Genomic DNA, 23,812 nt, shown 5'->3' with positions numbered 1-23,812 from the left:
ACTAATCTACACAACGATGGGTAACAAGAACAAGACCATCTCCTTCCGGGTCAACGAGGACGCCTTCGAGACCCTGCGGGAGATAGCGGAGAAACGCGACATCTCGCTGTCGGCGGTGTTCCGCGACTACGTGGACATGCTGGTCGCCCACGACGGGAAGGTACAGGTCGTCCCCGAGAACCAGGTCGGCGAGACCGACGACACCTCGTTCCCGCCGAAAGTCGAAGTGCCCAAGAGCTTCGTCCGCGAGCACGAACGGCTCGAACTGGAGGCCGAGCACCTCCGCGAGCAACTGCAAGAACACAAGCAGTTCGTCCACCACCTCCAGACGAAGGTAGACGACGAGGGCGAAGAGGAGGTCATCCACCTCGAAGAGTTGGACGACGAACTGGAGACCGACGAACCGTTCCAACTCGGATAAGCGGTAGGTTGGCGATTTCGACGCAGATTACCCCGACAGCGAGTGTTTCTTCTGCCGGGCGCGCGCTTCCATCGATTCGTCGCCTTCCACGTTGGCGAGTTCCTCAACCGCTTCGAGCGTGCGCACCGAGTCGTCCAAAAACGAGAGGACGTCGCCCGAGTAGGCGTACACCATGTAGTCGTCGCTCATCACGTCCACGATGGCGTCGGGGCCGAGGCCACCCTCGCGCAGTTCCAGCAGATAGCGCATGAACTTCCGCTCCGGACAGCCACAGTAGGGGTTGCTCTGGCAGTCACAGTCGAGGAAATCCTCGGCGAAATCGAGGACGCGGTCCCGAGTCGCCTCGTCCAATTTCTGGAGTCCCTCGCCCTGAAAGAGGATGTCCAGCGTCGCACCCTTGAACGCCCCTTTCGGGATGTTGGTGTCCAACTGCGAGGAAATCTGACGATGGTTTTTGACGTAGATTTTGTCCGTGATAGCCACGCTTGATAGGTTCGTATTCGGTTCTGCCGGATAAGCGTGTCGTCGAGGGAGAATCGGACGAGATACCGATCAGCCGGCGAACGGTGGCGTCTCGAACTCGGCACCGCACTCCGAGCAGACGACGACCGGCCGGTCATCCTCGCCAAGCGTGACGCGGAGTTTGTGGCCACACTCGGGACACCCCTGCGGGACGCGCTCGGCACCGCAGTCCGGGCAGACGAGCGTATGCACGCCATCGCCAGTCTCCAGACGCATATCGTCGTGAGCACACTCGGGACAGTCCACGGGAATGCGCACGTCGTCGCTGTCGCGGGGTGCGCCGAAGGCGAGGACGGCGAGTTCGTCGTCGGAGTCGTTTCTCCCCGACTGGAACTCGCCGGGCGCGAATCTGATGATCTCGCCCGCACTGACGGTGATTCTCCCCCCACCGCTCCGTGGCGCGTACGTCTCGAAGGTCACTTCTCCCGCGACGACGACGAATACCTCCTCCTGGTCCATATGGGCGTGGAGACCGCCGGGGAGTCCATCACCGGGAGCGACCCGATAGTGATTTATCGCGACGTCGATCGTTCCCAGTGGTTCCGACAGTCCGTTCCGGTCGCTATCGTTCGCGACGGCGCTCGGTTCGACGTTGGCGATGGAAACGTGATTCATATCAGTCAGTTCGAGCGGTAGCAACAAATGCGTTTAGGAGGTGAAAGCGGCCTCTCGGAGAGAGGTCGTCCGGAATCGGCCGTACGTCAATGTTCGCGCGTGACGACGAACTGCGCGAAATCGCGCAGATAGTCCAGCGCCTCGGAATCCGGGGCGTTCACCCTGTCGAGGGCGGCCAGGGCCGCCTCGGACTGCTCGTGGGCCAGTTCGTTCGCCTCGTCCGCACTGAGGTCGGTGACCTGGACGATAGAGGGGCGGCCGATTTCCTCGTCCTGTCCGGTCGGCTTGCCGAGGTCGTCGGGGTCGGCAGTCTCGTCTAACACGTCGTCTCGAATCTGGAACGCGACGCCGACTCGTTCCGCGTACTCCCCGAAGGCATCGACCGCTTCCGCGTCGCTCCCCGCCGCCAACGCGCCGAGTTCGGCGGCGGCACGGAACAGGGCCCCCGTCTTCCGGCGGGCGAGTTCCATGTACTCCGACTGGTTCGACGGAAAGTCGACGAGTTCCGACGCCTCACCCATCCCGAGTTCGATCATCGACTCCGCGACGACCTCCATCGCACGGGGGTCGGGCGAGAACAGTTCGAACGCCTCACCGAGCATCCCGTCGCTGGCGATGATGGCAGGTCCGTGGCCGTACTCGGCCCACGCGCTCGGAGTTCCCCGGCGCACGTCAGAGCGGTCGATGATGTCGTCCACCACTAGCGAGGCATCGTGGACGAGTTCGATTCCCACCGCAAAATCGACCGCATCTTCGGCGTCCCCACCCGCCGCCTCGCAAACTAACACCGCAACCGTCGGTCGAACTCGCTTCCCACCCGAAAGCGCCGTGTGTGCCAGCCGCTCCGACAGTTCGCGTGGCTCGACCCGCTCGACGACCTCCTGCAACCGGTCTTCGACGAGCGTCCTGCGGGCCATCAGGTACTCCATTCGTGTGTGCTTCAGGACGGGGGACGCAAATACGTGACGGGTTCAATCCGCTGTCAATACGGCCCGAACCGAGAGAAACGTCGGTTCCTGCGACACGCGCTCGAACACCCCTGGAAATTTCCCCCGGAAGCTCTCGGTCGGCCGGGCCTCTTCCAGTCGGTCGAGTCGAAAGCCCGCATCGAGCAGTGGATTCACCATCGCCGAAAGCGGTCGACGGTAGGTCGGCACTTCGACTGGCTCGCCGAAACTCGTCCAGACTTCGCTCACCCGTTCGGTCTCGAAGTAGTTCTCGGGGTTGCGCAACTGCTACGAAAAACGGCAGTGAACAGCAGTCATTCCATACAAACCAACCCGTACCTTTATGTTTATTCGAGGTTTAAACAGTAGTATATGGCTGAGTTCACATTCGAGGGACGGGAAGCCCTCGAAAAAGAGGCAACCAAGATTGGTCACGGCGCACACGTCCTTGTGCCAAAAGCATGGCTTGGCAAGAAAGTCGCCGTCATCCGCCTCGAACAGCAAGAAACAGCAAACAGCGACGAGTAACTCCTGATGGCATCCACGCACCTCTCACTCCCGATTCGCCTCCCATTCGAGGAGCGAGAGCGACACGCTCGATTTGACACCCTTACGACTCGTATAGCGAACGCACTCGTCGAGCGATACTGGACGCCCGAACACCTCGAAGGAATTGACGACTACTCGTATCAAGCGTGGAAAGACTTCGACGAAACCGAAGCGTTCGCAGATGTTGACCTGTACCTCCCGAGCAGGTACAAACGCTGTGTGATGCAGAAAGTCGGTGAAACACTACGGAGCCACGCTGACAAGCGTGAGGCGTTCCAATCAATCCAGTTCGTTCTCCCCGACCACAAGATTCGACGTATCCACACCCGACGAATCAAAGAACGACTGTGGGATTCAGAGGAATACATCTCATCCGGGTATGTTGACTTGCTCATCGACCAACTCAATTCGTACTATGACCGCCACGGTCGGTTCCCCAAATCATACTTCGAGATGCAGAACTGCCCCTCGTACTCGAAAGGTGTCTTACCGTACTCCGCAGACGATGGCCCTACTTCGGGACAGGCTGTGAAGTACGGGTACGACGAGTCTACGCAGACGCTCACAGTCAACCTCAAAACACCAGACACGCTCGAACCAGAGACTCATGGTGATTGGACGTGGACAGAACAGGAGTTGGACAGCTACGAAGCGTTCCACGAACTGCTCGAACACGGCAATCTCTCCGCACCCTCCTTCCAATCCACGACAACGAAAACCGGGGCCGAATACTACGAACTCTCATTCCCCGTGGAAGTCGAACCCGCAGAAAAATCTGACGACGTGGAAACCGTCTTAGCGATTGATGGTGGACTCCGCAAAGACGCTACCGCTGTCGTTGTCAACGAGGACGGTGAGCAACTCTCTGTTCCGTATTTTATTCAGAACACGGAGCGGGAACGGATGAAGCATCTCGCTCGGGAACGCAATCAACTCAACGCCAAACTCGCGTATCTGCGACGAGAAGGTCGTGACCACACGGAACCGTTCAAACACGTTCACGCAGAGTATGAGCGCGTGAACAACAAGGTTCGTCACAAGCGAGAGCAACTCGTTCATGACGTTGCGAATCAAGTCCTCGCACTCGCGCTCGTGTACGACGTGGACGCGGTTGTTCACGAAGACCTGCGGAGTCTGTCACCGCCTCGTGGTGAGGGGCAACTCTCGTGGGAACTCAGTTCGTGGGCGCGTCGGGAGATTATCTCGAAAATCGAGTACCGGGCTGACATCGCCGGACTGCACGTGGAGAAGGTGCGTCCGGGCAACACGTCCCGGTCGTGCCCTCGATGTGGTGCGACTGGCCACACTACAAAGTCACCTGACCATTCGTTCGAGGTGTGGTGGGGTGGGCACTTCTGCTGTGATGACACACGGTGTGGCTATCAAGCCGACCGGGATTATGTCGGCGCTGTCAACGTGGCGCGTGTGTTTTACAGTGAGACGGTAACACTACACCACGAGTTCACGTCCTCGTATATCGGGGATTCTGAAATCGTGCCAGCTAGCCGTTCCGCTGGCCCGCGTCTCGTGTGCGGTGAAGCGCCTCTTGCGTTTATCGGACAGTCTAACAATCAGAGGGTGACTGCTGGTGGTGGGTCGGCGTTTATCGCGCCCGCTGTCACCCCGACAGAGACGAAAAACAATAGCAGTAAATCAAATTCCGTGTCAAGCCCAGCGGCACACACCACCTCTCAATTCGTGAAGAGGACTGCTGTTTACTGCCGAAAATAGGAACGGTGCCCACAGGAGAAAACGAGAAGTCCCCCGGTACGAAGCACGCGAGCCAGTTCCGCAAAGAGCGACGACCAGTCTTCGACGTAATCGAACGCCAGCGAACTGTAGACGAGGTCGAATCGGTCGGCTTCGAGGGGGAAGTCGATGCCGAGGTCACCGGAGAACGTTCGCCTCGGGCGCTCGTTCGCGGGCGTGTGTAAGCATCGCCGGACTCACGTCGAGCGCGGTTACCGTGGCACCGCGCTCCAGCAGAGACGCCGTCGTGATTCCCGGTCCACAGCCGGCATTGAGGACGTCCCACCCCTCGACGTCCGGAACCAGTCCCTGCGTCGTTGGGCGTTCGAGGTCGGCGTTGAAGGGCTTCGTCAGCGCGCGCTCGACGTAGCGTCGGCCAACGTCTCGTAGGCCGAGAGCGCCAACGGCCGCGCTCGCTCGTCGGTCATAGTGTCTCGTCCGCGAGCGAGAAGAAAAATGTCGCTATGTGACCCGTTCTCCGGGTTCAGAGACCGCGTACGACTCATTTTTCCTGCACTCACACCGTTCGAGCAGCAAAAATCTGGACCAAAAACCTAGCTGAACTGCTCGATGAGCTCCGGCACCACGTCGAAGAGGTCACCGACGATACCATAATCGGCGATGTCGAAGATGGGCGCGTTCGGGTCGGTGTTGATGGCGATGATGGTGTCGGCACCCTTCATTCCAGCGACGTGCTGGACTGCACCTGAGATACCGATGGCGAGGTAGACATTCGGCGTCACCTGCTTTCCGGACTGGCCGACCTGCCGGTTCTTCGGAAGCCACCCGTTGTCGACGATGGGACGCGACGAGGACAACGTCGCATCCGTCGCTTCCACGAGGTCTTCGATGAGCGGGAGGTTCTCCTCCTCTTCGATACCACGACCAATGCTGACGAGGAACTCCGCTTCGCTGATGTCCACGTCGCCGCCGCCGACCTCTTCGAAGCCGGTGACGGTCGAGCGAATCGCGGATTCGTCCGGTTCGAAGTCGAACGCGGAGATGTCCGCGTCACCGACGCCCTCTGCCTCGGGCCACTCGGCACCGCGAATCGTGATGGCGAACCGGTCGCCCTCCACTTCCACCGTCGTCTCGACCTTCGACCCGTACATCTCGCGGGTCGCCACGAGTTTCTCGTTGTACTCGAAGCCGACGGCGTCGGTGACGAGTGGCAGGTCGAGCCGATTGGCGATTGCGGGCGCGTAATCCAGTCCGTTCACGCTGTTGGGCATCAGGACGAACGTCGGTGCGAGGTCGTCATACAGTGCCTCGATTGCCTGGACGTACACGTCATGGTTGAACTCCTCGCCGTATTCGACGGTGTGGATGGCAGCCACGCCCTCGCGGTCCAGACTGTCCGCAAACTCGTCTACGTTACCGCTGATGACTGCGAGGTGCAGGTCGCCTCCCGCGGATTCGGCGAGTTCGCGCCCGGCAGAGATGACTTCGAAACTCTCGTCGCGGAGTTCGCCGCGACGGTGCTCCGTGATGGCGAGAACGTCGCTCATTCTGCCACCCCCTTCTCGCGGAGCACGGTAGCCAGTTTTCCGGCGGTCTCCTCGGCGCTTCCCTCGAATATCTCGGCGTCACTCTCGCTTTCGGGTTCGTACATGTCGGTTAGCGTCAGGTCGCTCTTCACAGCGTCGGCGTCGAGACCGAGGTCTGCGAGCGTCTTCGGTGCGATTTCCTTGGACTGCGCCTGGCGGATGCCGCGCAGACTCGCGTACCGCGGTTCGTTGATACCGGTCTGAATCGTGAGCACGGCGGGGAGTTCCACGTCGGTCAGTTCCTCGACGCCGCCCTCCAGTTCACGACGAACGTGTGCGATGCCCGCGTCCGCGTCCAGGTCGAGCGCGTTCACGACTGCGGCCCACTCGAATCCGATGGTTTCGGCGAGCGACACACCCGTCGCACCGAAGGCGTCGTCGGCCGCCTGGACACCGGTCAGCACGAGGTCGGGGTCTTCTTCTTCGACGACGGCGGACAGAATCTTCGTCTTCGTCTCGATGTCGAGCAGTTCGGGGTCTTCGAGCGCGTCGTCCCAGACGCGAATCGAGCGGTCGGCACCCTTGGCGAGCGCCATTCGAATCGTCTCTTCCGCGCGTTCCGGGCCGATGGTGACCGTCACTACTTCGTCGGCGACGCCCGCTTCGTTCAACTGGACACCTTCTTCGACGGCGTAGTCGTCCCACTCGTTCAGGTCGTACTCGAGGTATCGGTCGTCTACCTCGGTCCCCTCGACTTCGAAGTCGTCCGCGAGTTCGGCGATTTCCTTCACCGTTACAAGGACCTTCATGGTCAATTCGTTTCCGGGTAGGAGGTAAACGTTTTCGAAACTGCCGACAATGGAATTGCCGTACCTTTCTGATTATTTACTTATTCTCGAAGTCAGTTGCGTTCTCGTCGGGTAAGCTGATGAGGTTCTCGCGCCCGATGCGAAGCTTGTCGATGCGTCCCTCGTCGGCCATCGATGAGAGCCGTTGGGAGACTTTCGCGTTCGACCAGTTCGTCTCGGTGACGATTTTCGCCTGCTTCATCCGGCCACCGTTCTGCTCTAGCAAGTGTTCGACTCGTTCTTCGTCGGAGAGGAGTTCGAGGTTGGGTTCGTCGTCCGGTTCATGCTCCGAATCCGGTTCCGGCGACGTGACGGAGGGGGCTTCCGAGGAGGAGTCGTCCACCGACTCGTTCTCCTGGCGTTGTATCAGAACGTACAGGCCCGCGCCACCGGTGCCGAGGACGAGCAGGATGAGGGCGATACCTTCGACGCCAGCGAACGGATTTTTCCGCTCGATGGCAGAGTCTTCGACGTAGGTCACGTCGATTTCGCCAGGGTACAACGACGTCGGCCCCTCGACACGAATCGTCCCGTTCCGGTGACCGAAGTTCGGAGAGCTCTGGATTTCGTACCGCGTCGGCTCCTCGACGACGAGTTGCTGGTCGGCAGCGAGCGACGGGAGCCACGTTGATTCGCCGTCGTCGAGCAAGAAAGCGTCACGGAGAATGATTTTGTCCCCCTCGACCCGCATAAAGTTCATCCAGACGAACGAAAGTGAGAGCGTTCCCCCGCGGTTACCGACAGTGTACGAACGGTCTACCTGTCGTATCTTCATCTCACGGCCGGTTTCGGTCTCCACCTGAGCGGAGATGCGACGGAACAACTCCGCCGAAAAAGCCACGTCTGCGTTCCCACGTTCGAACCTCTGTCCGAGGTTTTCGAACGCAGCAGTTTCGTTCTCGTTACGGAGTGGGAACTCCATCGTGACGTTCCACCGGGCGTCGCCGTTCGGTTGTGGAACGAGACGAATCGTGGTTCCGTTCACCTCCGTCGCGTTCGCTGCCGCCGTCCGGTTTACAGCCGTATCATCGACGCTCGTCGGCGGCGACTGATGTGCGGCGGTTGTGGTAGCGACGGTTCCCACGAGAAGGAGGGAAAGAGAGACCACGAGGAGGGCGGAGTGTAACCGCATACCCATGTGTGGTTTATTGGGTAAGAAAATACTTTCCATCCGAGCGATAAAACATCAGTAAATGATATCCTCCTTGCCGTTCACGGCGAGATTTCCCCATCCGCGCTCGGGGTCGCCCCGGCCATCGCACCCCGCAAAACTAGTGCGTGGAATCCGGTTTGTCCGACGGAGGCAAATCCACCACCCACTTGCACGGGGTGTCTCGGTTCGTGCGCAGTCCGTGAGTCCCGTGAGGGATCTGGCGTAGTTGGCGTCCCGAAGGACGCGGTATCTCCTTGCACCGTGCATCCCCATTCCCCACGAAGGGGTCGGGGGATACCCCCGGACGCCGATTTCTCTGCGTCCGGGCACAGGTCGTGCCATCGACCAGCGTCACCTCTCTGCCACGACGGTGACGCTCACATGGGCGAGGTTCGCATTTTGATTACTGTGTTTCCACAGCCTCGTGACGCCCTTGCGGGAACGGTATGGTAGCCTTCGTCGTACGGGCGGACATCAATCCAACCGCCAACTTTTGCCGGTGAGTTACCGCAGAGACGACCCCAGCGGGCTTCACCGCGTGGTTCGGACTGAAAGTGGTCGGATTCACGCCCGGCCGGAAGGCCGGGATTCTCTCTCTCTCTCTCTTTGCTACAGGTAGTTTGCATGAGTTCTTTTTTCGCCACCGTTCAAACAACGGTTGTCGAATCCCGCACGTATTTTAATGAAGAGGTTCGTACAGTAACCGTATGAGTCGGGTGCTTCCCGTCGTATTAGCAGTCCTCCTCATCCTCTGTTCGCCTACCGCAGCGTTCAAAGCGGGGGCGGAAACGTCTGTTTCGCCGACAACGGACGCGGAGAATCCGGCGAAGCCGCCGGGAGTCAACAACACGACTTCGGAACTGAGTCCGGGAAAGACGCCGCAAGCGGCGACACACAAACCGTCGATCAATCTCGGCGTTGCGCTGGAGATGGACAGAACCGAAGTTCGAGAGCAAAAGCGGATGTACGCGCTCGACGAGCAGTTATCGAACACCGCGAGTAGAGCAGAGAAAGAGCAGGTTCTCATCCGCTATCAGTTCGAACTCAAGTCTGAACTCGCGTCGTTGAAGAACAGAGAGCGAACGATTAGCAGGCAGTACAGTAACGGAAAGCTCTCGACAAGTGCGTACGCTGCGCGGCTCGCCGTCCTCGACGCGAGAGCGGAGAACATAGAGCAGTCCATCGAGTACATGGACACGCAAGCAGAGAGCGTGCCTCGATTCTCACCCGAGAAAGAGTCTCTCAAAGCCGATATCGTCCCCATCAGCGGTCCGGTTCGACAGATGCTCCGCGACACGTATCGCAACGAAATCACACCACGGTCGGTGTACGTGTCGGCGACGGAACGGGGAGTCGTTCTCGCGGCCATCCGTGACTCACAGTTCGTTCGAGAAGCGTACCGGGCGGATTATCGGAACCCGGACAAGAGTGGACAGATGACGCTCCAGAAGGCACAGAACCACACGTATATGCAGTACCCGTTGCTCTCTAGCTTCGACAATCGGGAAGTCCACGCGGGAACCGATCAGTTGATCTCGACCGGCGTGCTCGTCTCACGATTCGTCCATCCACAGGGGGTCATCGAGGCGTACCTCGATAGTGGCACGAAGAAGATATTCCGCGAGATTCAGTACAAAGACCTCACCGGAAAGCATCACGTCCCCTACGGAGACCCCGTCCGAAACAACACGACGAGCCTCGAGATTATCGTCAACCGCACGTATCCCGGTGGCCCACTTCGCATCAACGTTACGGACGCGGACGGGAACCCGGTGAAAAGTCACGTCCTGGTCGGTGGCGACGCCGTCGGCGACACTGGACCCGATGGCGTCTTGTGGACGGTCGCTCCCCATCGACGGTTCACCGTCTCATCCACCCACGAATCGGAGACGGTCAACGTGACGCTCGATCCCTACGGGACGGCGCAGACGAACGCGACCTCCGGAACTCCCGAAAGTTAAAGTAGCGAAACGGGACCACTCGCCCCCGTGCCGAACCGTGCCCTCTCACCCGTCGTCACAACGGTCCTACTAGTCCTCGTCACGCTCGTCCTCGCTGGAACCATCGAAACGGTCGCACTCGATTCGGCGTCACTCCGAGAGCCGAAGCTGGTCGCCGTCGACGTCTCGGCGGACGCAGACGCCGACCGCCTGACGTTCGTTCATCGTGCCAGTGAGTCGTTGGCTGTCGATTCGCTCGTCGTCCGCGTTCGAGTGAACGACACCCCGCTCGAACACCAGCCACCGGCTCCGTTTCTTCTCGGCGAGGGGGTTCCGGCCAGGGCCGACCGGGGCGTTCAACAGCACAGCAAACGGGACGTGGGACGCTGGCGAAACTGCGAGTCTGGAACTGGCGGGAACGAACCGTCGTTCGAGCCGGGTGATAACGTCGTGGTCCGAATATCCATGGGTAGGAGAATGGTCGCGGAGGTGACGATGACTGCGAGTTAGAGACTGCCGAAACCGGGTCGGCGGGTGGTTCGGTCGCGTCTTCGGTCCGTCCTCAGTCGTTCTCGGGCACGCGAGCGACGGTCGTGATGGCGATATCGGGGTCGTAACTCGGACCCATTTCCCGATGCCGAACGTCTTCGTACCCCGCGTCCCGGAACATCCGGTCCGCTTCGGCACGGTCGTAAAAGAGCATGATGGCGTCGGCGAGTCGCTGCATGATGCCGGTTCCGGGATAGTTCGGGCCGACAACGAGTACCTGCCCGCCGGGTTTCGTCACGCGGCGGATGTCACGGAGGGTTGCAACCGGGTCGGGCCAGTACTCGATAGACCCGGACGACCAGACCACGTCGAACGAGTCGTCTTTGAACGGGAGGCGTTCGGCGTCTCCACGATAGAAGCTGACGGGGTCGTGCTTGCCGAGTTTCGCCCACGCTTTCTCTAGCTGGTGGACGCTCTGGTCGAGCCCGTGGACGTCGTCGCTGTGTTCGAGTAGTCCCTCGGTGCCGAAACCGGTACCGCACCCCACGTCGAGCACTCTGTCGTCCGTATCGATGTCGAGCATCGACAGCGCCTCGGTGCGCATCTCCTCGTTCCAGATGAACGGATTGACCGTATCGTACACCTTGGAGAGATACTTGTAGAAGATTCGTGCTCGGCGTTTGTCCTCGAGGATACCCATCGTCCGGCGCTTAGAACTGGGTTGTCATGAATCCCCCCCTTTCGCCCCGACCTACGAGAAGAATTTGAGCAGGTCGTCGCGCTTTTGGTCGTGTAAGTGGGTCTTTACGGCCTCGTTCAACGCGTCGATGTTCCCCCGCTTTGCACTGATAGGGGCGATGGTGTCCTGCCACTGTTTCCACGGCGGGTGCAGGCCGAGGCGGTCACAGAGGTCGTCCAGTCGCTCGTCTTCGTCGTCGACCTTGTCCATCTTGTTCACGGCGACGACGACTGGGATGCCCACGTCACGGAGGAAGTAGAACATCTCCACGTCGTGTGGAACCTCGTCCTCGCCGGAGTGGCGGTCGATGATGTCCACGACGCTCTTGCCGTCCACGACGAGAACGCCGACGAGGATGTTCTCCGCGTACTCTTCTATGTACTGCACGATGTCGGTTTTTATCTGCTCTCTGTGCGCTTCGGGCACGCCGGACATGAACCCGAACCCCGGAAGGTCGGTGAGTACGAAGTCCTCGCTCGACCAGTCGAAGTGGTTCGGTCGGCGCGTGACGCCGGGTTTCCCGCCCGTTTCGAAGCGGTGGCCCGTCAGTTCGCGCATCAGCGTGGACTTTCCAACGTTAGAACGCCCGACGAACACGATTTCTGCGCTCCGGTTGGGGCGGTCTTCGAACATACGCACCCTTTCCACCGCCGACGCTTAACCGACGTGCTTTCGTTCGAGCTTTCAGTTCGCGTTCGACCCGTCGATTATATCAGTAGCCGAACCCCATCGTAATCTGTGCGACTCGTACAGGTTTCTATCCCGACGGGCGAGCGCGAGACAGTCGTGGAGACGCTCGAATCCGAGGGCATCGACTACTTTCTCACTGACGAAACGGGGGGGCGGAAGTACACCGCGCTTGCGACGTTCCCTCTTCCACAGAGCGCGGTGCAACCGGTCATCGACAAACTCTACGACGCGGGGTTGAGCGACGACGCGCACACGGTCATCATCGACGCTGAAACCGACACGTCTCGCGAGTTCCAGCGACTGGCGAAACGGTACGACGCCGAGAACGGGGGCAACCGAATCGCTCGCGACGAGGTTCTCACTCAAGCGCGTGAACTGACGCCCCAATTCCGGACGTTCATCTTCATGACCGTCGTGAGCGCGGTCGTCGCGACGGCGGGACTCTTACTCGACTCGCCCGCCGTCGTCGTCGGGTCGATGGTCATCGCGCCGCTGGTCGGTCCGGCGCTCGCGGCGGGTGTCGGCACCGTCTTGAACGACCAGGGCCTGTTTCGCCGAGGGGTAAAACTGCAGGCACTCGGCGGTCTCGTCTCCATCCTCAGCGCGACAGTGTTCGCCCTTCTGGTTCGAAATCTCTACCTCTTCCCGCCGAACACGGACGTGCTGACCATCTCTCAGATAAGTGGGCGACTGACGCCGGATTTCCTCTCGCTCATCGTCGCCCTGGGTGCCGGGGCAGCGGGCGTCATCAGCCTCGCGGCAGGTGTGTCTGTCGCGCTCGTCGGTGTGATGATAGCGGCGGCGCTCATCCCGCCCGCCGCGGCGGTCGGAATCGGTATCGCGTGGGGAGAGCCGATGATAGCCATCGGTGCAGGCGTGCTCGTCCTCGTGAACGTCCTCTCTATCAATCTCGCTGCTATCCTGACGCTCCACTACATGGGCTATCAGCCGAAGAGTTGGTTCGATACGGAACGGTCTCGAGAGGAAACCATCCGTCGAATCGGGGTCCTCCTCCTCGGTATTGCCCTGGTGTCGCTCTTCCTGGGCAGCGTCACGTACACGACGTATCAGAGCGCGCAGTTCGAACGACAGGCAGACGAGACGGTTGGTCGAGTGCTCTCCGAATCCGAGTACCAGAACGTAAAGAAGCTCGACATGTCGATTCACTATCGCCAAGGGGTTCCGTTGGGGACTGACAGGTACGCCCAGTATCTTCCCTTCCGAGAACCCGACAGGGTCGTCGTGACCGTCGGGCGGCCACGCCAGCAACCGTACCCTGAATTAGCAGACACGATACGCGACCGAATCGAACGTCGTACCGGCCGGTCGGTGTCCGTCCAGATTCGATACATGGAACTCGACGAAGTTTCGGGCTGAATTATTTGTCAGCTGGAAGTGTACTCCCCTCGCTATGCGACGCGCACTCATCACGGCGCTGGGGGTTTCCGTCCTGCTCGCTTCAGCGGGGTGGGGAACTGCCGGTGGCGTGATACAGGAGAACGAAACGGACAGAGCGAGCGCGACGATTCGCGTCTCGGCGGTCGGTGAAGCACAATCGGAGCCGAATCGGGCGATTCTTCGAGTCGCAGTCGTCCAGTCGGCCGACGACGCGGAGACCGTTCGCACGCGACTCGCCCAGAACGTCTCGCAGATGCGGGCGGCGCTCCGACAGGCCGACGTGACCGACGACCAGATTCGAACCGTCGCGTTCGACATCGGCGAGGACCGCGACGAAACGGGCGTTCCCGCCGACTTTCGAGGAGTTCACGCGTTCGAAATCACGCTGAACGATACGTCTCGCGTGGGAGAGGTCCTCGATACGGCAGTGAAAAACGGCGCGAACGAGGTCGATGGAGTGGCGCTCACGCTCTCGGAGGCACGGCGCGACGAACTCCGAGCACAGGCGCTCCAGCGAGCGATGCAGAGCGCGCGTACCGATGCGGAGACCATCGCGGGTGCGGAGAACGTGACTGTCATGGGCATTAGAAACGTCTCGACCGAAGAGTCGTCGTTCGTTCCGGTCGAAGCCCGCGCGACCACGGTGGCCGACGCTGGCGGGAAGACGGAGGTAGAATCCGGCCCGGTGACGGTCGCGGTTCGGGTGGTGGTAACGTACGAGGCTCGATAGGGGCGAGACACGAAGCGAGACCGAGACAACGGCCTGAACGCTTTTGTCACGGTGTGTGGTTGTGCTCCCGTGCGTCTAATACACGTCTTCGTTCCGGAGGGTCGACGGGAGGCCATTCTCGGGGTGCTCGACGAACAGGATGTCGATTATGTCGTCGTCACTGCCTCGGGCATCGCCGATGGAGGGATGCTGGTCGAATTTCCGCTGCCGACCGACGCCGTCAGCGACGTACTCGGGACACTCCGCGAGGCCGGTCTGGACGAGGAGTCGTACGTCGTCGTCGGCACGGCGGCGACGGCAGAGACGGCCACGATGGGACTGTTAGAGGACCGATACGCGAGCGATTTCTCACCGTTGGCGACCACAGAACTCCGGTCGAAGTCGCGGGATATGTCACGAGACCCGTACTCGTACGTCTGGTTGATCGTCCTGTCGGCCGTCATCGCTGCTGGAGGATTGCTCGCCGACTCACCCGCGGTGGTGGTCGGGTCGATGGTCATCGCCCCGCTCGTCGGTCCGATTCTCACGACCGGCGTCGGCACGGTCACGGGCGACTGGAAGATGACCGCCGACAGCGTTGGATTTCAGGTAGGAGGTATCGTCGTGGCGGTGGTAGCCGCGGCACTCTTCGGACTCGTTCTCCGAACGACCGGATTTGCACCCGCCGAACTCGAAGTCTCCACGCTGGAACTGGTAAACGTTCGGATCGCGCCGACGCTCGTCACGGTCATCATCGGCCTCACGGCAGGGTCGGCTGCCGCGTTCGCGCTCACGACGGAAGGGCCGACGGCACTCGTGGGCGTGATGATCGCCGCGGCGCTTCTGCCAGCAGCGGCGACGACTGGTATCGCCCTCGTCTGGGGGACGTTCATCGTGGCACTCGGGGCGGCGGTACTGCTGGCGGTGACTATCGTCGCCATCAACGCCGCCGTCATCGTCACGCTCTGGTATCTCGGTTACCGGTCGGAGGGAAGCGATTCGTCTCTCTTTTCGAGTGCCGTCCGTATCGGCGCAGTGCTCGTTTTGACCGTCGTCGTCGGAGTCGTTCTCGTCGGGACGTACCACCAACTGTCGTTCGAACGGGCGACGACGAGCGCGGTCGAAGACGTACTCTCGCGTCCGACCTACGACAGACTCGACGCTGTGTCGGTTCGACCCGAGTACTCCGCTGTCGGGGGGTCTCGAACCATCACAGTGACGGTGAGTCGAACGTCGAACCGGTCGTATCCGAACCTCGCCCGGACCATTCAGCGACGCATCCGAGACCGAACGGGGAGAACGCCCGAAATTCGCGTCCGCTACGTGGACTATCAGGTCGCCGAACCGGGTTCCGGCTAGCCGTCGAACGGCAGTTCGGGTTCGTAGCCGATGGCGTCGACGGCGGCGTCGAGCGTCTCCGTGACGTTGTCGTCGTCCTCGATGCTCATGAACAGGTCTGCCTCGACGTCGGTCGAGAGGTCCGCCTTGTTACAGACGGTGAGGACGGGCACGTCGCCGAACTGCTCCTCGACGGAGTCTCTGAGTTCGAGTTGGGCGTCGAGCGGGTAGCCACAGTAGGCGCTCGCATCCACGATGAACAGGATGCAGTCGGCGAGGTGAGTGAGAGCCGAGACCGCCTGCGATTCGATGGCGTTTCGCTCGTCGGCGGGACGGTCGAGCAGGCCAGGCGTGTCCACGATCTGGTAGCGAATGTGGGCGCGCTCGAAGTGGCCGACCCGAACGCCCTTAGTCGTGAAGGGGTACTCGGCAATCTCGTTGCGTGCGTGGGTCACGCTGTTGACGAACGACGACTTGCCGACGTTGGGGTAGCCTGCGACGACGACCGTCGGGTCGTCGGGGGAGATGTCGGGAAGGACACGAAGGTCGTTTCGCGCCTCGCCGACTCGGTCGAGGTCGGCTTCGACCTCCTCGACGACGTCTGCGAGACGGGCGAACCCCTGTTTGCGTACTTTGCGGGCGTAGTCGATGTCGCCACCGAGTTTTCCCTGATACTCGCGACCGATCTCTTTCGTCTTCCTGGAGGCCCACTGAATCTCGGAGAGGCTCTTTCGCACTTCGTCTACCTCCACGACGGCGTCCGCGAGTTCGTAGTAGAAGGGGTCTACCTCGTTGAAATCGGGCCAGGACGTGACGACGTTCTGGAGGTTGTCCGAGAGGACGTTCGAGGCGGTCTGGAGCATGGACTGTTGGGCCTGGATACCGCTTTTGGCCCGGCCCGCCCGTGCCGCCCGCGAAAACGCCTTGTCGATGAGTTCCTCCGACGTGGGCGTCGTCGGCAGGGTCTCGAAAATCATGGTCACTCGTATGGCCTCCCCCCTTAAAAGGGCGTCCATAGCGCCGTTCGACCCGTCTCGGCGGGACGCTTTTGCTCGTCGGTCACCTACCTTCGTGGCATGACCGACTGGTACGCAGTCTTCATCGGGTTCGTCGTCTCGGTACTCGCGGGAATCGTTGCCTTCGCTGTCCCCGGAATCGGCCACGTCGGGGCTGGACTCATCGGTGGATTCGCAGCGGGATACGTCGCGGGCGGTGGACTCGGCCGAGGCTTCTGGCATGGATTGCTCGCCGGGTCGCTCGGCGGACTGGTCGTCGCGTTGTTCCTCGGATTCGCCGGAACCATCGTCGGCGGCCTGGCAGGCGGTCCAGTCGGGTCGCTGTTCGGCGGGGCCGGTGTGTTCCTGGCGGCCGTCTTCGTCGCCTTCCTGTTGGCGCTCGACAGCGCCCTCGGCGGTGCACTCGGCGGGATTTTGAACGGCGAAAAGCGGCAGTCGTAGTCGGGACAGTCAGAGACCGCAGTGTCGAAAGGGCAGTCGTTTTCTGGGCGCAGGTCGAACCGTCGCTATGGCTCACATCGACGCCAGCACGGTACTTCCCGCAGAGCACATCCAACAGGCGGTTGCGTCGGGCCGCGTCTCCCAGTTGCACCGCGGCGACCAGTACGCCGAGGAAGGCGACACCTTCGACATCGACGGCGAGACGTTCGAAGTGGTCGAAGTCACCGAGCGAAAGCTAGGCGATTTGACCGACGAGGACGCGAGAGCCGAGGGGTCAGAGAATCTAGAGGAGTACAGAGAACGCCTGAATCAGGCCCACGAAAACTTCGAGTGGGACGACGACGCGACGGTGTATCGCCACCGGTTCGAGCGAGTGAAGTAGTCGAGGAGGTCGTTCGACGGACGGGTTCCCACCGGTGGAGTGGTCGGGCGCCTCCATCCCCTTCACCCCACGTTTATATGCAAAGCTACCGAAACTTTTCGCCATGACGAGTCGCGGCACCGAGTACACAGTAGAAGAGCGGCAGCTTCGACCCCGTGATGGGAAACAGGGTATCGAGAGGTGGATCGAGAACGTGTTTTTCGCCCTCGGTGAGGTGACGTTTCTCTCCCTCCCTGCGTTCACCGCGCTGATGGACGCCGACCCGAACGCGGCGGTAAAATACGCCGCGCTGTTCGTCTGGGCGACGCTCACGCTCGCTATCGGTACGCTTCGCGGCGAGAGATTCGGGGCCGCGTGGCCGTCCATGTCACCCCTCTCGTTCGTCGTCCGACTCGGATACTACAACGCGGTCGTGTTGCTGGTCACCCGCGCCGGAGTACGGGCAGACCTTGCGTTTCGTTCGCCAGTCGTGACCGCCGGCGTTGCGGTCGTGCTCTCGGTCGGTGCGGCAATGGCGTTGCCCCGACTCGTCCCAGCGGTCACTTCCCGTCTCGCGTACGCGGCGGACAGTGTGCTGACGTAGAAGCCGACACATGCGAGACACAGATTACGACCCGACGACGTGCCCCGCTGCTGGCTGTAACTACGAGGATTCCATCCGCGCAGTCGCCGCACACGTCAGCGGAACGGACGACGAGCGCCACGCCTGGGACAATCTCGTCTTCGACGGTGCTCGCGACTTCGTGATGCAGGAGAAACGACGTCAACGAGACGAGGCGCACTCGTCCACGTCGGCCACGCAGTCGACTGCGCTCGATGCGACGCCGTCGTCCGATTCCCCATCTCGCTCTTCGTCGACCACGTCGTCACCCCCCAGCAACGAGTTCGACGCCGACGAACCGGTCGAACTGGACCTCGATTTCGCTCGAGATGCGCTTTTGTTGTTCGACCTCGTCCACCGGTACGACGCCGCCACGCTGGAAGACCTGGATACGTTTCGCCTGGTGAACCTCTACACGTTGCTGTCTACCGTCTCTCGCGGAGCAGACGACGCTCGCAAGCAGGTCCGAGACGTTCTGGCCGACAGCTTACAAGACGACCGCGAGGTCGCCGCTGACTTCGGGTCGGTGCGTCGCTACACCGCCCAACGACGGAATCTGAAAGACGAGAGAGTCGTCCGCGCCGAACTGGAGCGTGCCGGCATCGACCCCCGCGAGGCGACGAGTTTCGACACCAAGAAACTCCGGCAGTTCGCCGAAGAGCGCGGGCTCGACGAAGCGAGCGTCTTCGACATAGAGGAGCGAACGTACGTCAAGAAATCGAGCGAAGACGCCGACGACCAGCGTCGAGACGCCTTCGAACGACTCGACCGCGAGATACGGGCGCTGGTCGAAGACCTGTGAGGCCGACCGCTCCCGATTCGCACTGACATCGATGCCACGTGGTGTCGCCGCTGTCCGCGAGAGTATAACTTCGACCGCGACGAATCGTGAGACAGCGAAATCATGTCCGACGACACCACCGACGCCCCGATTACGGCCGAACGTCCCGACAGCGCGTTCCACGTCACCGGTACCGACCACGTCACGCTCGTCGGGAGCAACGAGGAGGACACTATCGAATTCTACCGGGACGTGCTCGGCATGCCGCTCGTCTTGCGTCAGCCGAACCTCGATGCGCCGAACGTCACCCACCTGTTTTTCGACTCGGGTGACGGTCGCATCGTCACGTTCTTCGTCGAAGAGGGACGCGAGTCGAATCCCGCCCCGCAACGAACCGGAGTCGGCGGGGTTCACCACCTCGCGTTCCGATTCGACCCGGAACGCGTCGCCGAGGTCAGAGAAGGGCTCGAAGAACACGGCCACGGGTACAACGAGTTCGACCGCAGCATCTTCTACTCGCTGTACACCAGCGACCACAACGGACTCGTCATCGAACTGACGACCGACAAGTTCGACATCCCCGACGACAGGCGCGCCGAGGTCCTCGCACTCGCCCAGCGAAAGCGCGAGGAAGACGGTGCCGACTACGCCAGAGAAGAACACCTGGAAGCCGCGCTCGAAGAACTCGGTATACCGGTCGAACCCGTCGACCTCCCCGACGCCCCGACCGGTGCTGGCGGGTTGAACTGACGACCGCCGGTCTCGGTTCGCAGTTCCGACGAGTACGATCTACCACCATCGAATCTACGACGAACTGGAATCGACCGCCTCCGAGACTGCCTCGGGTTCGAGATACCGAGTCTCCCCATCCCGTGTCTCGATTTCGACCTGGCCGGTTTCGCGGAAGTGGTTCCCGAGGATTATCTTCACGGGGATACCGAGCAGGTCGCTCTCGGCGAAGCACTCGCCGATACTCTGTTCCTCGTCGTCGAAGAGGAGCGCCTCTTCGACCTTTTCGTGCAGGCGATTTGCGACTTCCCAGACCTCGCCCTCGTGCTGGAGGGGGAGGATGGCGGCCTCGTAGGGAGCGACGCTTCCGGCGTCGGTCACGGGCCACCGACAGCCGTTCGAGTCGGCATGCTGTTCGATGAGCGTCTGGATGAGGCGCGTCACCCCGATTCCGTAGCTTCCCATCTCGACGGGATAGGACGACTTGTCGCCCGCGTCAATGGTCAACTCCATCGCGTCGGAGTAGCGCGTCCCCAATTTGAACACGTGGCCGATCTCGATGCCCTCGCTCGCCGTGAGCGAGCCGTCACACCGGGGGCAGTCGCCTCTGTCGGCGTACTGCTCGAATTCAGCGTGTTCGTCGGTTACGGCGAATCGACAGCGGTCGCCTGCGCACGCGACGAGTTCGCAAGAACCCTCCTCGACGGGGGCGACGAACTCCTCCGAGGCAGAACCGCCCATGACGCTGTTCTCGGCATCGGCGATGACGAACTCGACGCCGAGCGCGTCGAAGATTCGCTCGTACGCGTCACGGACGCGCCGATACCACGCTTCGAGCGATTCGGCGGTGGCGTGGAGGCTATAGGCGTCCTTCATCGTGAACTCCTTCGTCCGGAGCAAGCCGTTCCGGGCGTGGTCGTCACGGTGTTTCGTCCCGACCTGATAGAACAGGAGGGGCAGGTCGTCGTACGAGCGGACGTAGCCGTCAGCTAGATGGACGATACCCTCTTCGTGCGAGGGTGCGAGACACATCTCCTGTCCGTCGCGGTTCTCGAACGTGAACATCTCACCTTCGAAGTTCGCCCAGCGACCGCTCTGTTCCCAGCGGTGTCGGTACTGGAGTTGGGGGAAGCTCACCGCCTGCCCTCCGATGGCCTCCATCTCGGCTTCGATGCGACGGATGACGTTCCGGCGAATCCGCTCGCCAGTGGGCGTGAAGCCGTAGAGGCCGCTGCCGAACTGCCGGACGAGACCGGCACGGAGGGCCAGTCGAACCGACTCCCTGGCTCGGCTGCGTGATTCGCGGCTGGTGAAGAGGAACGCCTCAGTTCGACGCACGCCCATCACCTCCAACAATCGCTATGACGTGCTCTCGTTCGTGAATCGCGCGGCGACAAAACCAGTCAGAATCTGTGTCGGTACAGCTATCGCGGAACCCAGCCGCGAGCCGCGCTGGACTCGCGGTTGAAATCGTCTCTCGAATAGTTGCGACGCATTACGAACTAGAGTTTCAGAGCACGTAATAAATAAGTGCCGACAGATTCGACCCAGGCGCTGACGGGCACCACTCGACCGTCGATTTCCGCTCGGCCGGAGTCAAGCAGTTTACGATCGGGCGTCCCGTCGACCTGATAGCCGGTCATCGTGATCTTGTTCGTCAGAATCGCCCGAATCTCCGAGATATGACATCCTCCGCGCCCTGTAGGGGGCGGTTTCCTCCGTAGGAGTCTCAGCCGGTCTAAGAGTCCCCGGAAACAACATTCCCGACACGGTGGACGGTACTTGGGTCTGTGCGCTGTTTTTTGGGACTTTCGTGAGGGTGTGGTATCCCTGACCAATCGTGGTCGTCCCACTCGAACCGCACGGGCCGTGCCATCGGCCTGACTGCCTGTTCTACGTGCCGCTTCAGGAACGTTTCTGACGCCGTAAGGTCGGCGTGGCCCTCGAACCCACACGGACAGGTGAGTATATCCTGATGACATGTTGTTCGGTCTGTGCCACCGCACTGCGGGCACTCCTGACTGGTCCATGCTTCTGACCGGACCTCAACCGAGATGCCGTATTCCTCAGCGGTACAGGCCAGTCGCTCGGTGAGTTTCTTGAACGCCCAGTAGGTCATGACTGGCCCGCCTATTTCGCTTGTCCACTTGAGTCGGTTGCAGTTTGACGATTGTATGCACATCTAACTACACGCTACGAGAGCCTATTTTCGATGTTCTTGACCGGACACCAAGTTTCGCTGTTTCCCACATTCGGTGTTTTCGGCCGCAAGAAGACGTAATACAGTCGTTTAATATTATTCGTAACCCCCTCCCGCATTTCTGGGCACGGAAATGCCCCGTCCACAGTAACAAACATGCCAAACAACTATGTTCCAACAGTCCCAACACTAGTCTATGTCGAGCGGTACTATCGATATCGACGAGTTCGAAAACGCTGACGCCGACGAATTCGAGGAACGGAATGACACCGAGCGAATCGTACTGTTCCTCGACAAGAATGACGACCGGGCGTGGAAGGCGGCGACGATTGCCGAGCGACTCGGGCTGGAGACGGACGCTGTCAGTGCGATCCTCTCACGATTGAAAGAACGCGAGCTCGTTCGGCATAAGCGCCCGTACTGGGCGATCACGGACAACAAGGAACGGCTCCAGTCGGCCTACCGGCTCCACCGCCATCATAAGACGGCAGACGAGCAGTACGGTGAGGAGCGTCTCGAGGACCTCCAAACCGACGAGATGGAAGAAGTACAGTGACTGAGGGCGCAGTAAAAAGGGGCACGATTTGACGACTCATAGGCCACAAGTGAGCATTGAGTAGCTTATTAAAATTATTTACAATAGCTATACATTGCTTCAACCCTATTAGTTGCTATACTGGATAAAAATATGTTTAGAGAAAATTACGAGCACCGACAGGAAGCACTCTTTTCTCCCGTCAAAGACCTTCCTGCCGGACCAAAGAAGAAATTACGGAATCACTGGTCTACCCATTTTTACGAACACGTTTTCACCCAGATTGATGAGAGAACGTTCGGGCGGCTATACCACGGTGGGTATAGCCGCCCGAACAAACCGGTCAACGAGTTGGTCTCGCTGGAGATCATCAAACACCTGCTCGGACTCTCTGATGAACAGCTCGAACACGCCTATCTGTTCGATTTTCGCATCCGGAACGCGCTAGGCAAAGAGACGCTCGGCGACAACATCTGCGCGAAAACGTTCACCAACTTTCGCCGCCGGCTGCTTGAATTCGAGGAAGCAACAGGTCGAGACCTGTTGCACGAGGTCTTCGAAGACCACCGCACCTACCTCCAGGACGAGTTCGAGATCGACGCCAGTACCCAGCGAATGGACTCGACGTTCATTGAGGCCAACATCAAGCAACTCTCCCGGATCGATCTCATCGCCAAAGTCGTGCACAACTTCCTGGACGATCTCCCCGATGAGATCGTCCAGGAACTCCCAGCGGGAATGGACGAGTTCGCCGAGACGGAAAATCTTGAGCTCTCGTACGAACTGGAACCGGGAGCAGTTGACTCGACGATGGAAACGCTCGCCGAACATGCTGCCTGGCTCGTTGAGCGGTTCGCCGATGACAAGAAATCTACTGAGTGTGTGAGTTTTGCTCATCTCCAGCAGGTTCTTGACGAGCAATGCTATCGCATTGACGAACTGGAAGACGACGAGGTGGATCATGAGGAGGATGACGACGATGATGACCATCCCGGTGACCCGCCGTCACCGGGATGGGAACCAATCAGGAACTTCACGTCCTCCGAGGACGAAACAGACCAGGTTAGTGGTGAGACTGACCCGGATCGGGATCGCGTCGGGCTGAAAGAGCCCGACGAGATCAGTAGCGACTCGATGCAAAATCCACACGACGTAGATGCGACATACCGCCGGAAGGGCAATGAGTCCCACTATGGATACAAAGCGAATGTCGCCGAAACTTGTGACGGCGACAATCCGTTCCGTCTCATTACGACGATTCGGGTAGATACCAACAACACGGACGACGGCGACCTTCTGGCGGTGGATGTGGCAGAGTTACCAGCCGAGACAGGATTGACTGATCTTCTGGTGGACGGTGGCTATACGCACAAGGAAGTGGAGTCGTGCTGCGGTGATCAGGGGATCACGCAGCACTTTACAGGGCTGACTGGGCAGCCGCCTCCTGAAGAGACGTTGTCACTCGCAGACGCAGAGTGGGACAAGCACAGAATGGTTACGTGTCCTACCGGACACGAACCATTCGAGCAGCGA

General features: G+C 60.5%; 29 protein-coding genes and 2 pseudogenes. 15 read left to right on the top strand and 16 right to left on the bottom strand.

Features of this window, described 5'->3' with window-relative positions; genetic code table 11:
* The first annotated feature begins 16 nt into the window (after positions 1–16).
* Entirely contained in the window at positions 17–421 is a 405-nt protein-coding gene (locus ACR3FF_RS02855; protein ID WP_458185870.1) for a DUF8146 domain-containing protein, read from the top strand.
* Positions 422–448: 27 nt separating this feature from the next.
* Here ACR3FF_RS02855 and ACR3FF_RS02850 read toward each other — a convergent pair whose 3' ends face one another.
* The 4 genes from ACR3FF_RS02850 to ACR3FF_RS02835 form a co-directional block, all read right to left on the bottom strand.
* Entirely contained in the window at positions 449–904 is a 456-nt protein-coding gene (locus ACR3FF_RS02850) for a DUF5814 domain-containing protein (protein WP_458185868.1), read from the bottom strand.
* Between the two features lie 69 nt (positions 905–973).
* A complete protein-coding gene (locus ACR3FF_RS02845; protein WP_458185866.1) occupies positions 974–1,558 on the bottom strand; it encodes a cupin domain-containing protein in 585 nt (194 codons plus the stop codon).
* Between the two features lie 86 nt (positions 1,559–1,644).
* The gene (locus ACR3FF_RS02840; RefSeq protein WP_458185864.1) at positions 1,645–2,487 is read right to left on the bottom strand and encodes a polyprenyl synthetase family protein; all 843 of its coding nucleotides are present in this window, start codon (positions 2,485–2,487) and stop codon (positions 1,645–1,647) included.
* Between the two features lie 42 nt (positions 2,488–2,529).
* Positions 2,530–2,790, bottom strand: a complete 261-nt coding sequence (locus ACR3FF_RS02835; RefSeq protein ID WP_458185863.1) for a hypothetical protein — start codon at positions 2,788–2,790, stop codon at positions 2,530–2,532.
* 87 nt (positions 2,791–2,877) lie between these two features.
* Between ACR3FF_RS02835 and ACR3FF_RS02830 the strand changes: the two genes are divergently transcribed.
* Both ACR3FF_RS02830 and ACR3FF_RS02825 read left to right on the top strand, forming a co-directional pair.
* Positions 2,878–3,033 (top strand): DUF2080 family transposase-associated protein, encoded by a 156-nt coding sequence (locus tag ACR3FF_RS02830; protein ID WP_458185861.1) that lies wholly within the window; start codon positions 2,878–2,880, stop codon positions 3,031–3,033.
* A 6-nt stretch (positions 3,034–3,039) separates the two neighbouring features.
* Positions 3,040–4,785, top strand: coding sequence for a zinc ribbon domain-containing protein (locus ACR3FF_RS02825; protein ID WP_458185860.1), 1,746 nt, complete (start codon positions 3,040–3,042; stop codon positions 4,783–4,785).
* On the opposite strand, the gene ACR3FF_RS02820 is transcribed toward ACR3FF_RS02825, so the two are convergent.
* The 6 genes from ACR3FF_RS02820 to ACR3FF_RS02795 form a co-directional block, all read right to left on the bottom strand.
* Positions 4,770–4,886, bottom strand: coding sequence for a methyltransferase domain-containing protein (locus tag ACR3FF_RS02820; protein WP_458186002.1), 117 nt, complete (start codon positions 4,884–4,886; stop codon positions 4,770–4,772). The genes ACR3FF_RS02825 and ACR3FF_RS02820 overlap by 16 nt on opposite strands.
* A gap of 55 nt (positions 4,887–4,941) precedes the next feature.
* The gene (locus ACR3FF_RS02815; protein ID WP_458186000.1) at positions 4,942–5,037 is read right to left on the bottom strand and encodes a methyltransferase domain-containing protein; all 96 of its coding nucleotides are present in this window, start codon (positions 5,035–5,037) and stop codon (positions 4,942–4,944) included.
* Between the two features lie 320 nt (positions 5,038–5,357).
* On the bottom strand, positions 5,358–6,311 hold the full coding sequence (locus ACR3FF_RS02810; RefSeq protein WP_458185857.1) for an electron transfer flavoprotein subunit alpha/FixB family protein: 954 nt from the start codon (positions 6,309–6,311) through the stop codon (positions 5,358–5,360).
* Entirely contained in the window at positions 6,308–7,099 is a 792-nt protein-coding gene (locus ACR3FF_RS02805) for an electron transfer flavoprotein subunit beta/FixA family protein (RefSeq protein ID WP_458185856.1), read from the bottom strand. The genes ACR3FF_RS02810 and ACR3FF_RS02805 overlap by 4 nt, the downstream gene beginning before the upstream one ends.
* Positions 7,100–7,175: 76 nt before the next feature.
* Positions 7,176–8,270: a helix-turn-helix transcriptional regulator gene (locus ACR3FF_RS02800; RefSeq protein ID WP_458185854.1), complete on the bottom strand. Its 1,095-nt coding sequence runs from the start codon at positions 8,268–8,270 to the stop codon at positions 7,176–7,178.
* A gap of 54 nt (positions 8,271–8,324) precedes the next feature.
* The gene (locus ACR3FF_RS02795; RefSeq protein ID WP_458185852.1) at positions 8,325–8,633 is read right to left on the bottom strand and encodes a hypothetical protein; all 309 of its coding nucleotides are present in this window, start codon (positions 8,631–8,633) and stop codon (positions 8,325–8,327) included.
* A gap of 365 nt (positions 8,634–8,998) precedes the next feature.
* Here ACR3FF_RS02795 and ACR3FF_RS02790 point away from each other — a divergent pair, with 365 nt between their 5' ends.
* Both ACR3FF_RS02790 and ACR3FF_RS02785 read left to right on the top strand, forming a co-directional pair.
* Positions 8,999–10,252, top strand: coding sequence for a DUF7096 domain-containing protein (locus ACR3FF_RS02790; protein WP_458185850.1), 1,254 nt, complete (start codon positions 8,999–9,001; stop codon positions 10,250–10,252).
* A 27-nt stretch (positions 10,253–10,279) separates the two neighbouring features.
* Positions 10,280–10,741 carry an archaellin/type IV pilin N-terminal domain-containing protein gene (locus tag ACR3FF_RS02785; RefSeq protein WP_458185848.1) on the top strand — a complete coding sequence of 154 codons (462 nt, stop codon included), beginning with the start codon at positions 10,280–10,282 and terminating at the stop codon, positions 10,739–10,741.
* A 52-nt stretch (positions 10,742–10,793) separates the two neighbouring features.
* On the opposite strand, the gene ACR3FF_RS02780 is transcribed toward ACR3FF_RS02785, so the two are convergent.
* Both ACR3FF_RS02780 and engB read right to left on the bottom strand, forming a co-directional pair.
* Positions 10,794–11,420, bottom strand: a complete 627-nt coding sequence (locus tag ACR3FF_RS02780) for a methyltransferase domain-containing protein (RefSeq protein WP_458185847.1) — start codon at positions 11,418–11,420, stop codon at positions 10,794–10,796.
* A gap of 51 nt (positions 11,421–11,471) precedes the next feature.
* Positions 11,472–12,092 carry a GTP-binding protein EngB gene (gene engB / locus ACR3FF_RS02775; protein WP_458185846.1) on the bottom strand — a complete coding sequence of 207 codons (621 nt, stop codon included), beginning with the start codon at positions 12,090–12,092 and terminating at the stop codon, positions 11,472–11,474.
* Positions 12,093–12,197: 105 nt separating this feature from the next.
* Here engB and ACR3FF_RS02770 point away from each other — a divergent pair, with 105 nt between their 5' ends.
* The 3 genes from ACR3FF_RS02770 (at position 12,198) to ACR3FF_RS02760 (ending at position 15,615) form a co-directional block, all read left to right on the top strand.
* Positions 12,198–13,526, top strand: coding sequence for a TIGR00341 family protein (locus ACR3FF_RS02770; RefSeq protein ID WP_458185844.1), 1,329 nt, complete (start codon positions 12,198–12,200; stop codon positions 13,524–13,526).
* A gap of 34 nt (positions 13,527–13,560) precedes the next feature.
* The gene (locus ACR3FF_RS02765; RefSeq protein WP_458185842.1) at positions 13,561–14,277 is read left to right on the top strand and encodes an SIMPL domain-containing protein; all 717 of its coding nucleotides are present in this window, start codon (positions 13,561–13,563) and stop codon (positions 14,275–14,277) included.
* A 69-nt stretch (positions 14,278–14,346) separates the two neighbouring features.
* Entirely contained in the window at positions 14,347–15,615 is a 1,269-nt protein-coding gene (locus ACR3FF_RS02760; RefSeq protein ID WP_458185840.1) for a DUF389 domain-containing protein, read from the top strand.
* Here ACR3FF_RS02760 and ACR3FF_RS02755 read toward each other — a convergent pair.
* Positions 15,612–16,571 (bottom strand): NOG1 family protein, encoded by a 960-nt coding sequence (locus ACR3FF_RS02755; RefSeq protein ID WP_458185838.1) that lies wholly within the window; start codon positions 16,569–16,571, stop codon positions 15,612–15,614. The genes ACR3FF_RS02760 and ACR3FF_RS02755 overlap by 4 nt on opposite strands.
* Before the next feature lie 99 nt (positions 16,572–16,670).
* Here ACR3FF_RS02755 and ACR3FF_RS02750 point away from each other — a divergent pair, with 99 nt between their 5' ends.
* The 5 genes from ACR3FF_RS02750 (at position 16,671) to ACR3FF_RS02730 (ending at position 19,565) form a co-directional block, all read left to right on the top strand.
* Positions 16,671–17,051, top strand: coding sequence for a DUF5518 domain-containing protein (locus tag ACR3FF_RS02750; RefSeq protein ID WP_458185836.1), 381 nt, complete (start codon positions 16,671–16,673; stop codon positions 17,049–17,051).
* Positions 17,052–17,118: 67 nt separating this feature from the next.
* Positions 17,119–17,433 carry an ASCH domain-containing protein gene (locus tag ACR3FF_RS02745; protein WP_458185835.1) on the top strand — a complete coding sequence of 105 codons (315 nt, stop codon included), beginning with the start codon at positions 17,119–17,121 and terminating at the stop codon, positions 17,431–17,433.
* Positions 17,434–17,536: 103 nt separating this feature from the next.
* Positions 17,537–18,016 carry a DUF8215 family protein gene (locus ACR3FF_RS02740; protein WP_458185833.1) on the top strand — a complete coding sequence of 160 codons (480 nt, stop codon included), beginning with the start codon at positions 17,537–17,539 and terminating at the stop codon, positions 18,014–18,016.
* Between the two features lie 10 nt (positions 18,017–18,026).
* Positions 18,027–18,836, top strand: coding sequence for a DUF7983 family protein (locus tag ACR3FF_RS02735; RefSeq protein WP_458185831.1), 810 nt, complete (start codon positions 18,027–18,029; stop codon positions 18,834–18,836).
* A gap of 102 nt (positions 18,837–18,938) precedes the next feature.
* Entirely contained in the window at positions 18,939–19,565 is a 627-nt protein-coding gene (locus ACR3FF_RS02730; protein ID WP_458185829.1) for a VOC family protein, read from the top strand.
* A gap of 54 nt (positions 19,566–19,619) precedes the next feature.
* Here ACR3FF_RS02730 and ACR3FF_RS02725 read toward each other — a convergent pair whose 3' ends face one another.
* The 3 genes and pseudogenes from ACR3FF_RS02725 to ACR3FF_RS02715 form a co-directional block, all read right to left on the bottom strand.
* Entirely contained in the window at positions 19,620–20,888 is a 1,269-nt protein-coding gene (locus tag ACR3FF_RS02725) for an aminoacyl--tRNA ligase-related protein (RefSeq protein WP_458185827.1), read from the bottom strand.
* Positions 20,889–21,085: 197 nt separating this feature from the next.
* Positions 21,086–21,229 (bottom strand): annotated as a pseudogene (locus ACR3FF_RS02720) (MBL fold metallo-hydrolase); the annotation flags it as partial.
* A gap of 53 nt (positions 21,230–21,282) precedes the next feature.
* A pseudogene (locus tag ACR3FF_RS02715) lies at positions 21,283–21,657 on the bottom strand (transposase); the annotation flags it as partial.
* A 283-nt stretch (positions 21,658–21,940) separates the two neighbouring features.
* On the opposite strand from ACR3FF_RS02715, the gene ACR3FF_RS02710 reads away from it, so the two are divergent.
* Both ACR3FF_RS02710 and ACR3FF_RS02705 read left to right on the top strand, forming a co-directional pair.
* Complete coding sequence (locus ACR3FF_RS02710; RefSeq protein ID WP_458185825.1) at positions 21,941–22,300, top strand: MarR family transcriptional regulator; 360 nt, start codon at positions 21,941–21,943, stop codon at positions 22,298–22,300.
* A 132-nt stretch (positions 22,301–22,432) separates the two neighbouring features.
* Positions 22,433–23,812, top strand: a 1,380-nt coding sequence (locus tag ACR3FF_RS02705) for a transposase (protein WP_458185823.1), incomplete at its 3' end; no start/stop codon positions are given.

This window comes from Haladaptatus ordinarius, from assembly GCF_054177595.1.
Note: the sequence above shows the minus strand (reverse complement) of the source record. Positions and strands in the feature narration are given on the sequence as shown.

Bases quoted from the DNA above. Each gene is read 5' to 3' on its own strand.
- ACR3FF_RS02780 (WP_458185847.1), bottom strand. From the start codon at position 11,420: ATGGGTATCCTCGAGGACAAACGCCGAGCACGAATCTTCTACAAGTAT.
- ACR3FF_RS02810 (WP_458185857.1), bottom strand. From the start codon at position 6,311: ATGAGCGACGTTCTCGCCATCACGGAGCACCGTCGCGGCGAACTCCGC.
- ACR3FF_RS02845 (WP_458185866.1), bottom strand. From the start codon at position 1,558: ATGAATCACGTTTCCATCGCCAACGTCGAACCGAGCGCCGTCGCGAAC.
- ACR3FF_RS02735 (WP_458185831.1), top strand. From the start codon at position 18,027: ATGCGAGACACAGATTACGACCCGACGACGTGCCCCGCTGCTGGCTGT.
- ACR3FF_RS02805 (WP_458185856.1), bottom strand. From the start codon at position 7,099: ATGAAGGTCCTTGTAACGGTGAAGGAAATCGCCGAACTCGCGGACGAC.
- ACR3FF_RS02730 (WP_458185829.1), top strand. From the start codon at position 18,939: ATGTCCGACGACACCACCGACGCCCCGATTACGGCCGAACGTCCCGAC.
- ACR3FF_RS02795 (WP_458185852.1), bottom strand. From the start codon at position 8,633: ATGGCACGACCTGTGCCCGGACGCAGAGAAATCGGCGTCCGGGGGTAT.
- ACR3FF_RS02740 (WP_458185833.1), top strand. From the start codon at position 17,537: ATGACGAGTCGCGGCACCGAGTACACAGTAGAAGAGCGGCAGCTTCGA.
- engB (WP_458185846.1), bottom strand. From the start codon at position 12,092: ATGTTCGAAGACCGCCCCAACCGGAGCGCAGAAATCGTGTTCGTCGGG.
- ACR3FF_RS02825 (WP_458185860.1), top strand. From the start codon at position 3,040: ATGGCATCCACGCACCTCTCACTCCCGATTCGCCTCCCATTCGAGGAG.
- ACR3FF_RS02800 (WP_458185854.1), bottom strand. From the start codon at position 8,270: ATGCGGTTACACTCCGCCCTCCTCGTGGTCTCTCTTTCCCTCCTTCTC.
- ACR3FF_RS02755 (WP_458185838.1), bottom strand. From the start codon at position 16,571: ATGATTTTCGAGACCCTGCCGACGACGCCCACGTCGGAGGAACTCATC.
- ACR3FF_RS02855 (WP_458185870.1), top strand. From the start codon at position 17: ATGGGTAACAAGAACAAGACCATCTCCTTCCGGGTCAACGAGGACGCC.
- ACR3FF_RS02725 (WP_458185827.1), bottom strand. From the start codon at position 20,888: ATGGGCGTGCGTCGAACTGAGGCGTTCCTCTTCACCAGCCGCGAATCA.
- ACR3FF_RS02750 (WP_458185836.1), top strand. From the start codon at position 16,671: ATGACCGACTGGTACGCAGTCTTCATCGGGTTCGTCGTCTCGGTACTC.
- ACR3FF_RS02790 (WP_458185850.1), top strand. From the start codon at position 8,999: ATGAGTCGGGTGCTTCCCGTCGTATTAGCAGTCCTCCTCATCCTCTGT.
- ACR3FF_RS02765 (WP_458185842.1), top strand. From the start codon at position 13,561: ATGCGACGCGCACTCATCACGGCGCTGGGGGTTTCCGTCCTGCTCGCT.
- ACR3FF_RS02840 (WP_458185864.1), bottom strand. From the start codon at position 2,487: ATGGAGTACCTGATGGCCCGCAGGACGCTCGTCGAAGACCGGTTGCAG.
- ACR3FF_RS02710 (WP_458185825.1), top strand. From the start codon at position 21,941: ATGTCGAGCGGTACTATCGATATCGACGAGTTCGAAAACGCTGACGCC.
- ACR3FF_RS02745 (WP_458185835.1), top strand. From the start codon at position 17,119: ATGGCTCACATCGACGCCAGCACGGTACTTCCCGCAGAGCACATCCAA.
- ACR3FF_RS02830 (WP_458185861.1), top strand. From the start codon at position 2,878: ATGGCTGAGTTCACATTCGAGGGACGGGAAGCCCTCGAAAAAGAGGCA.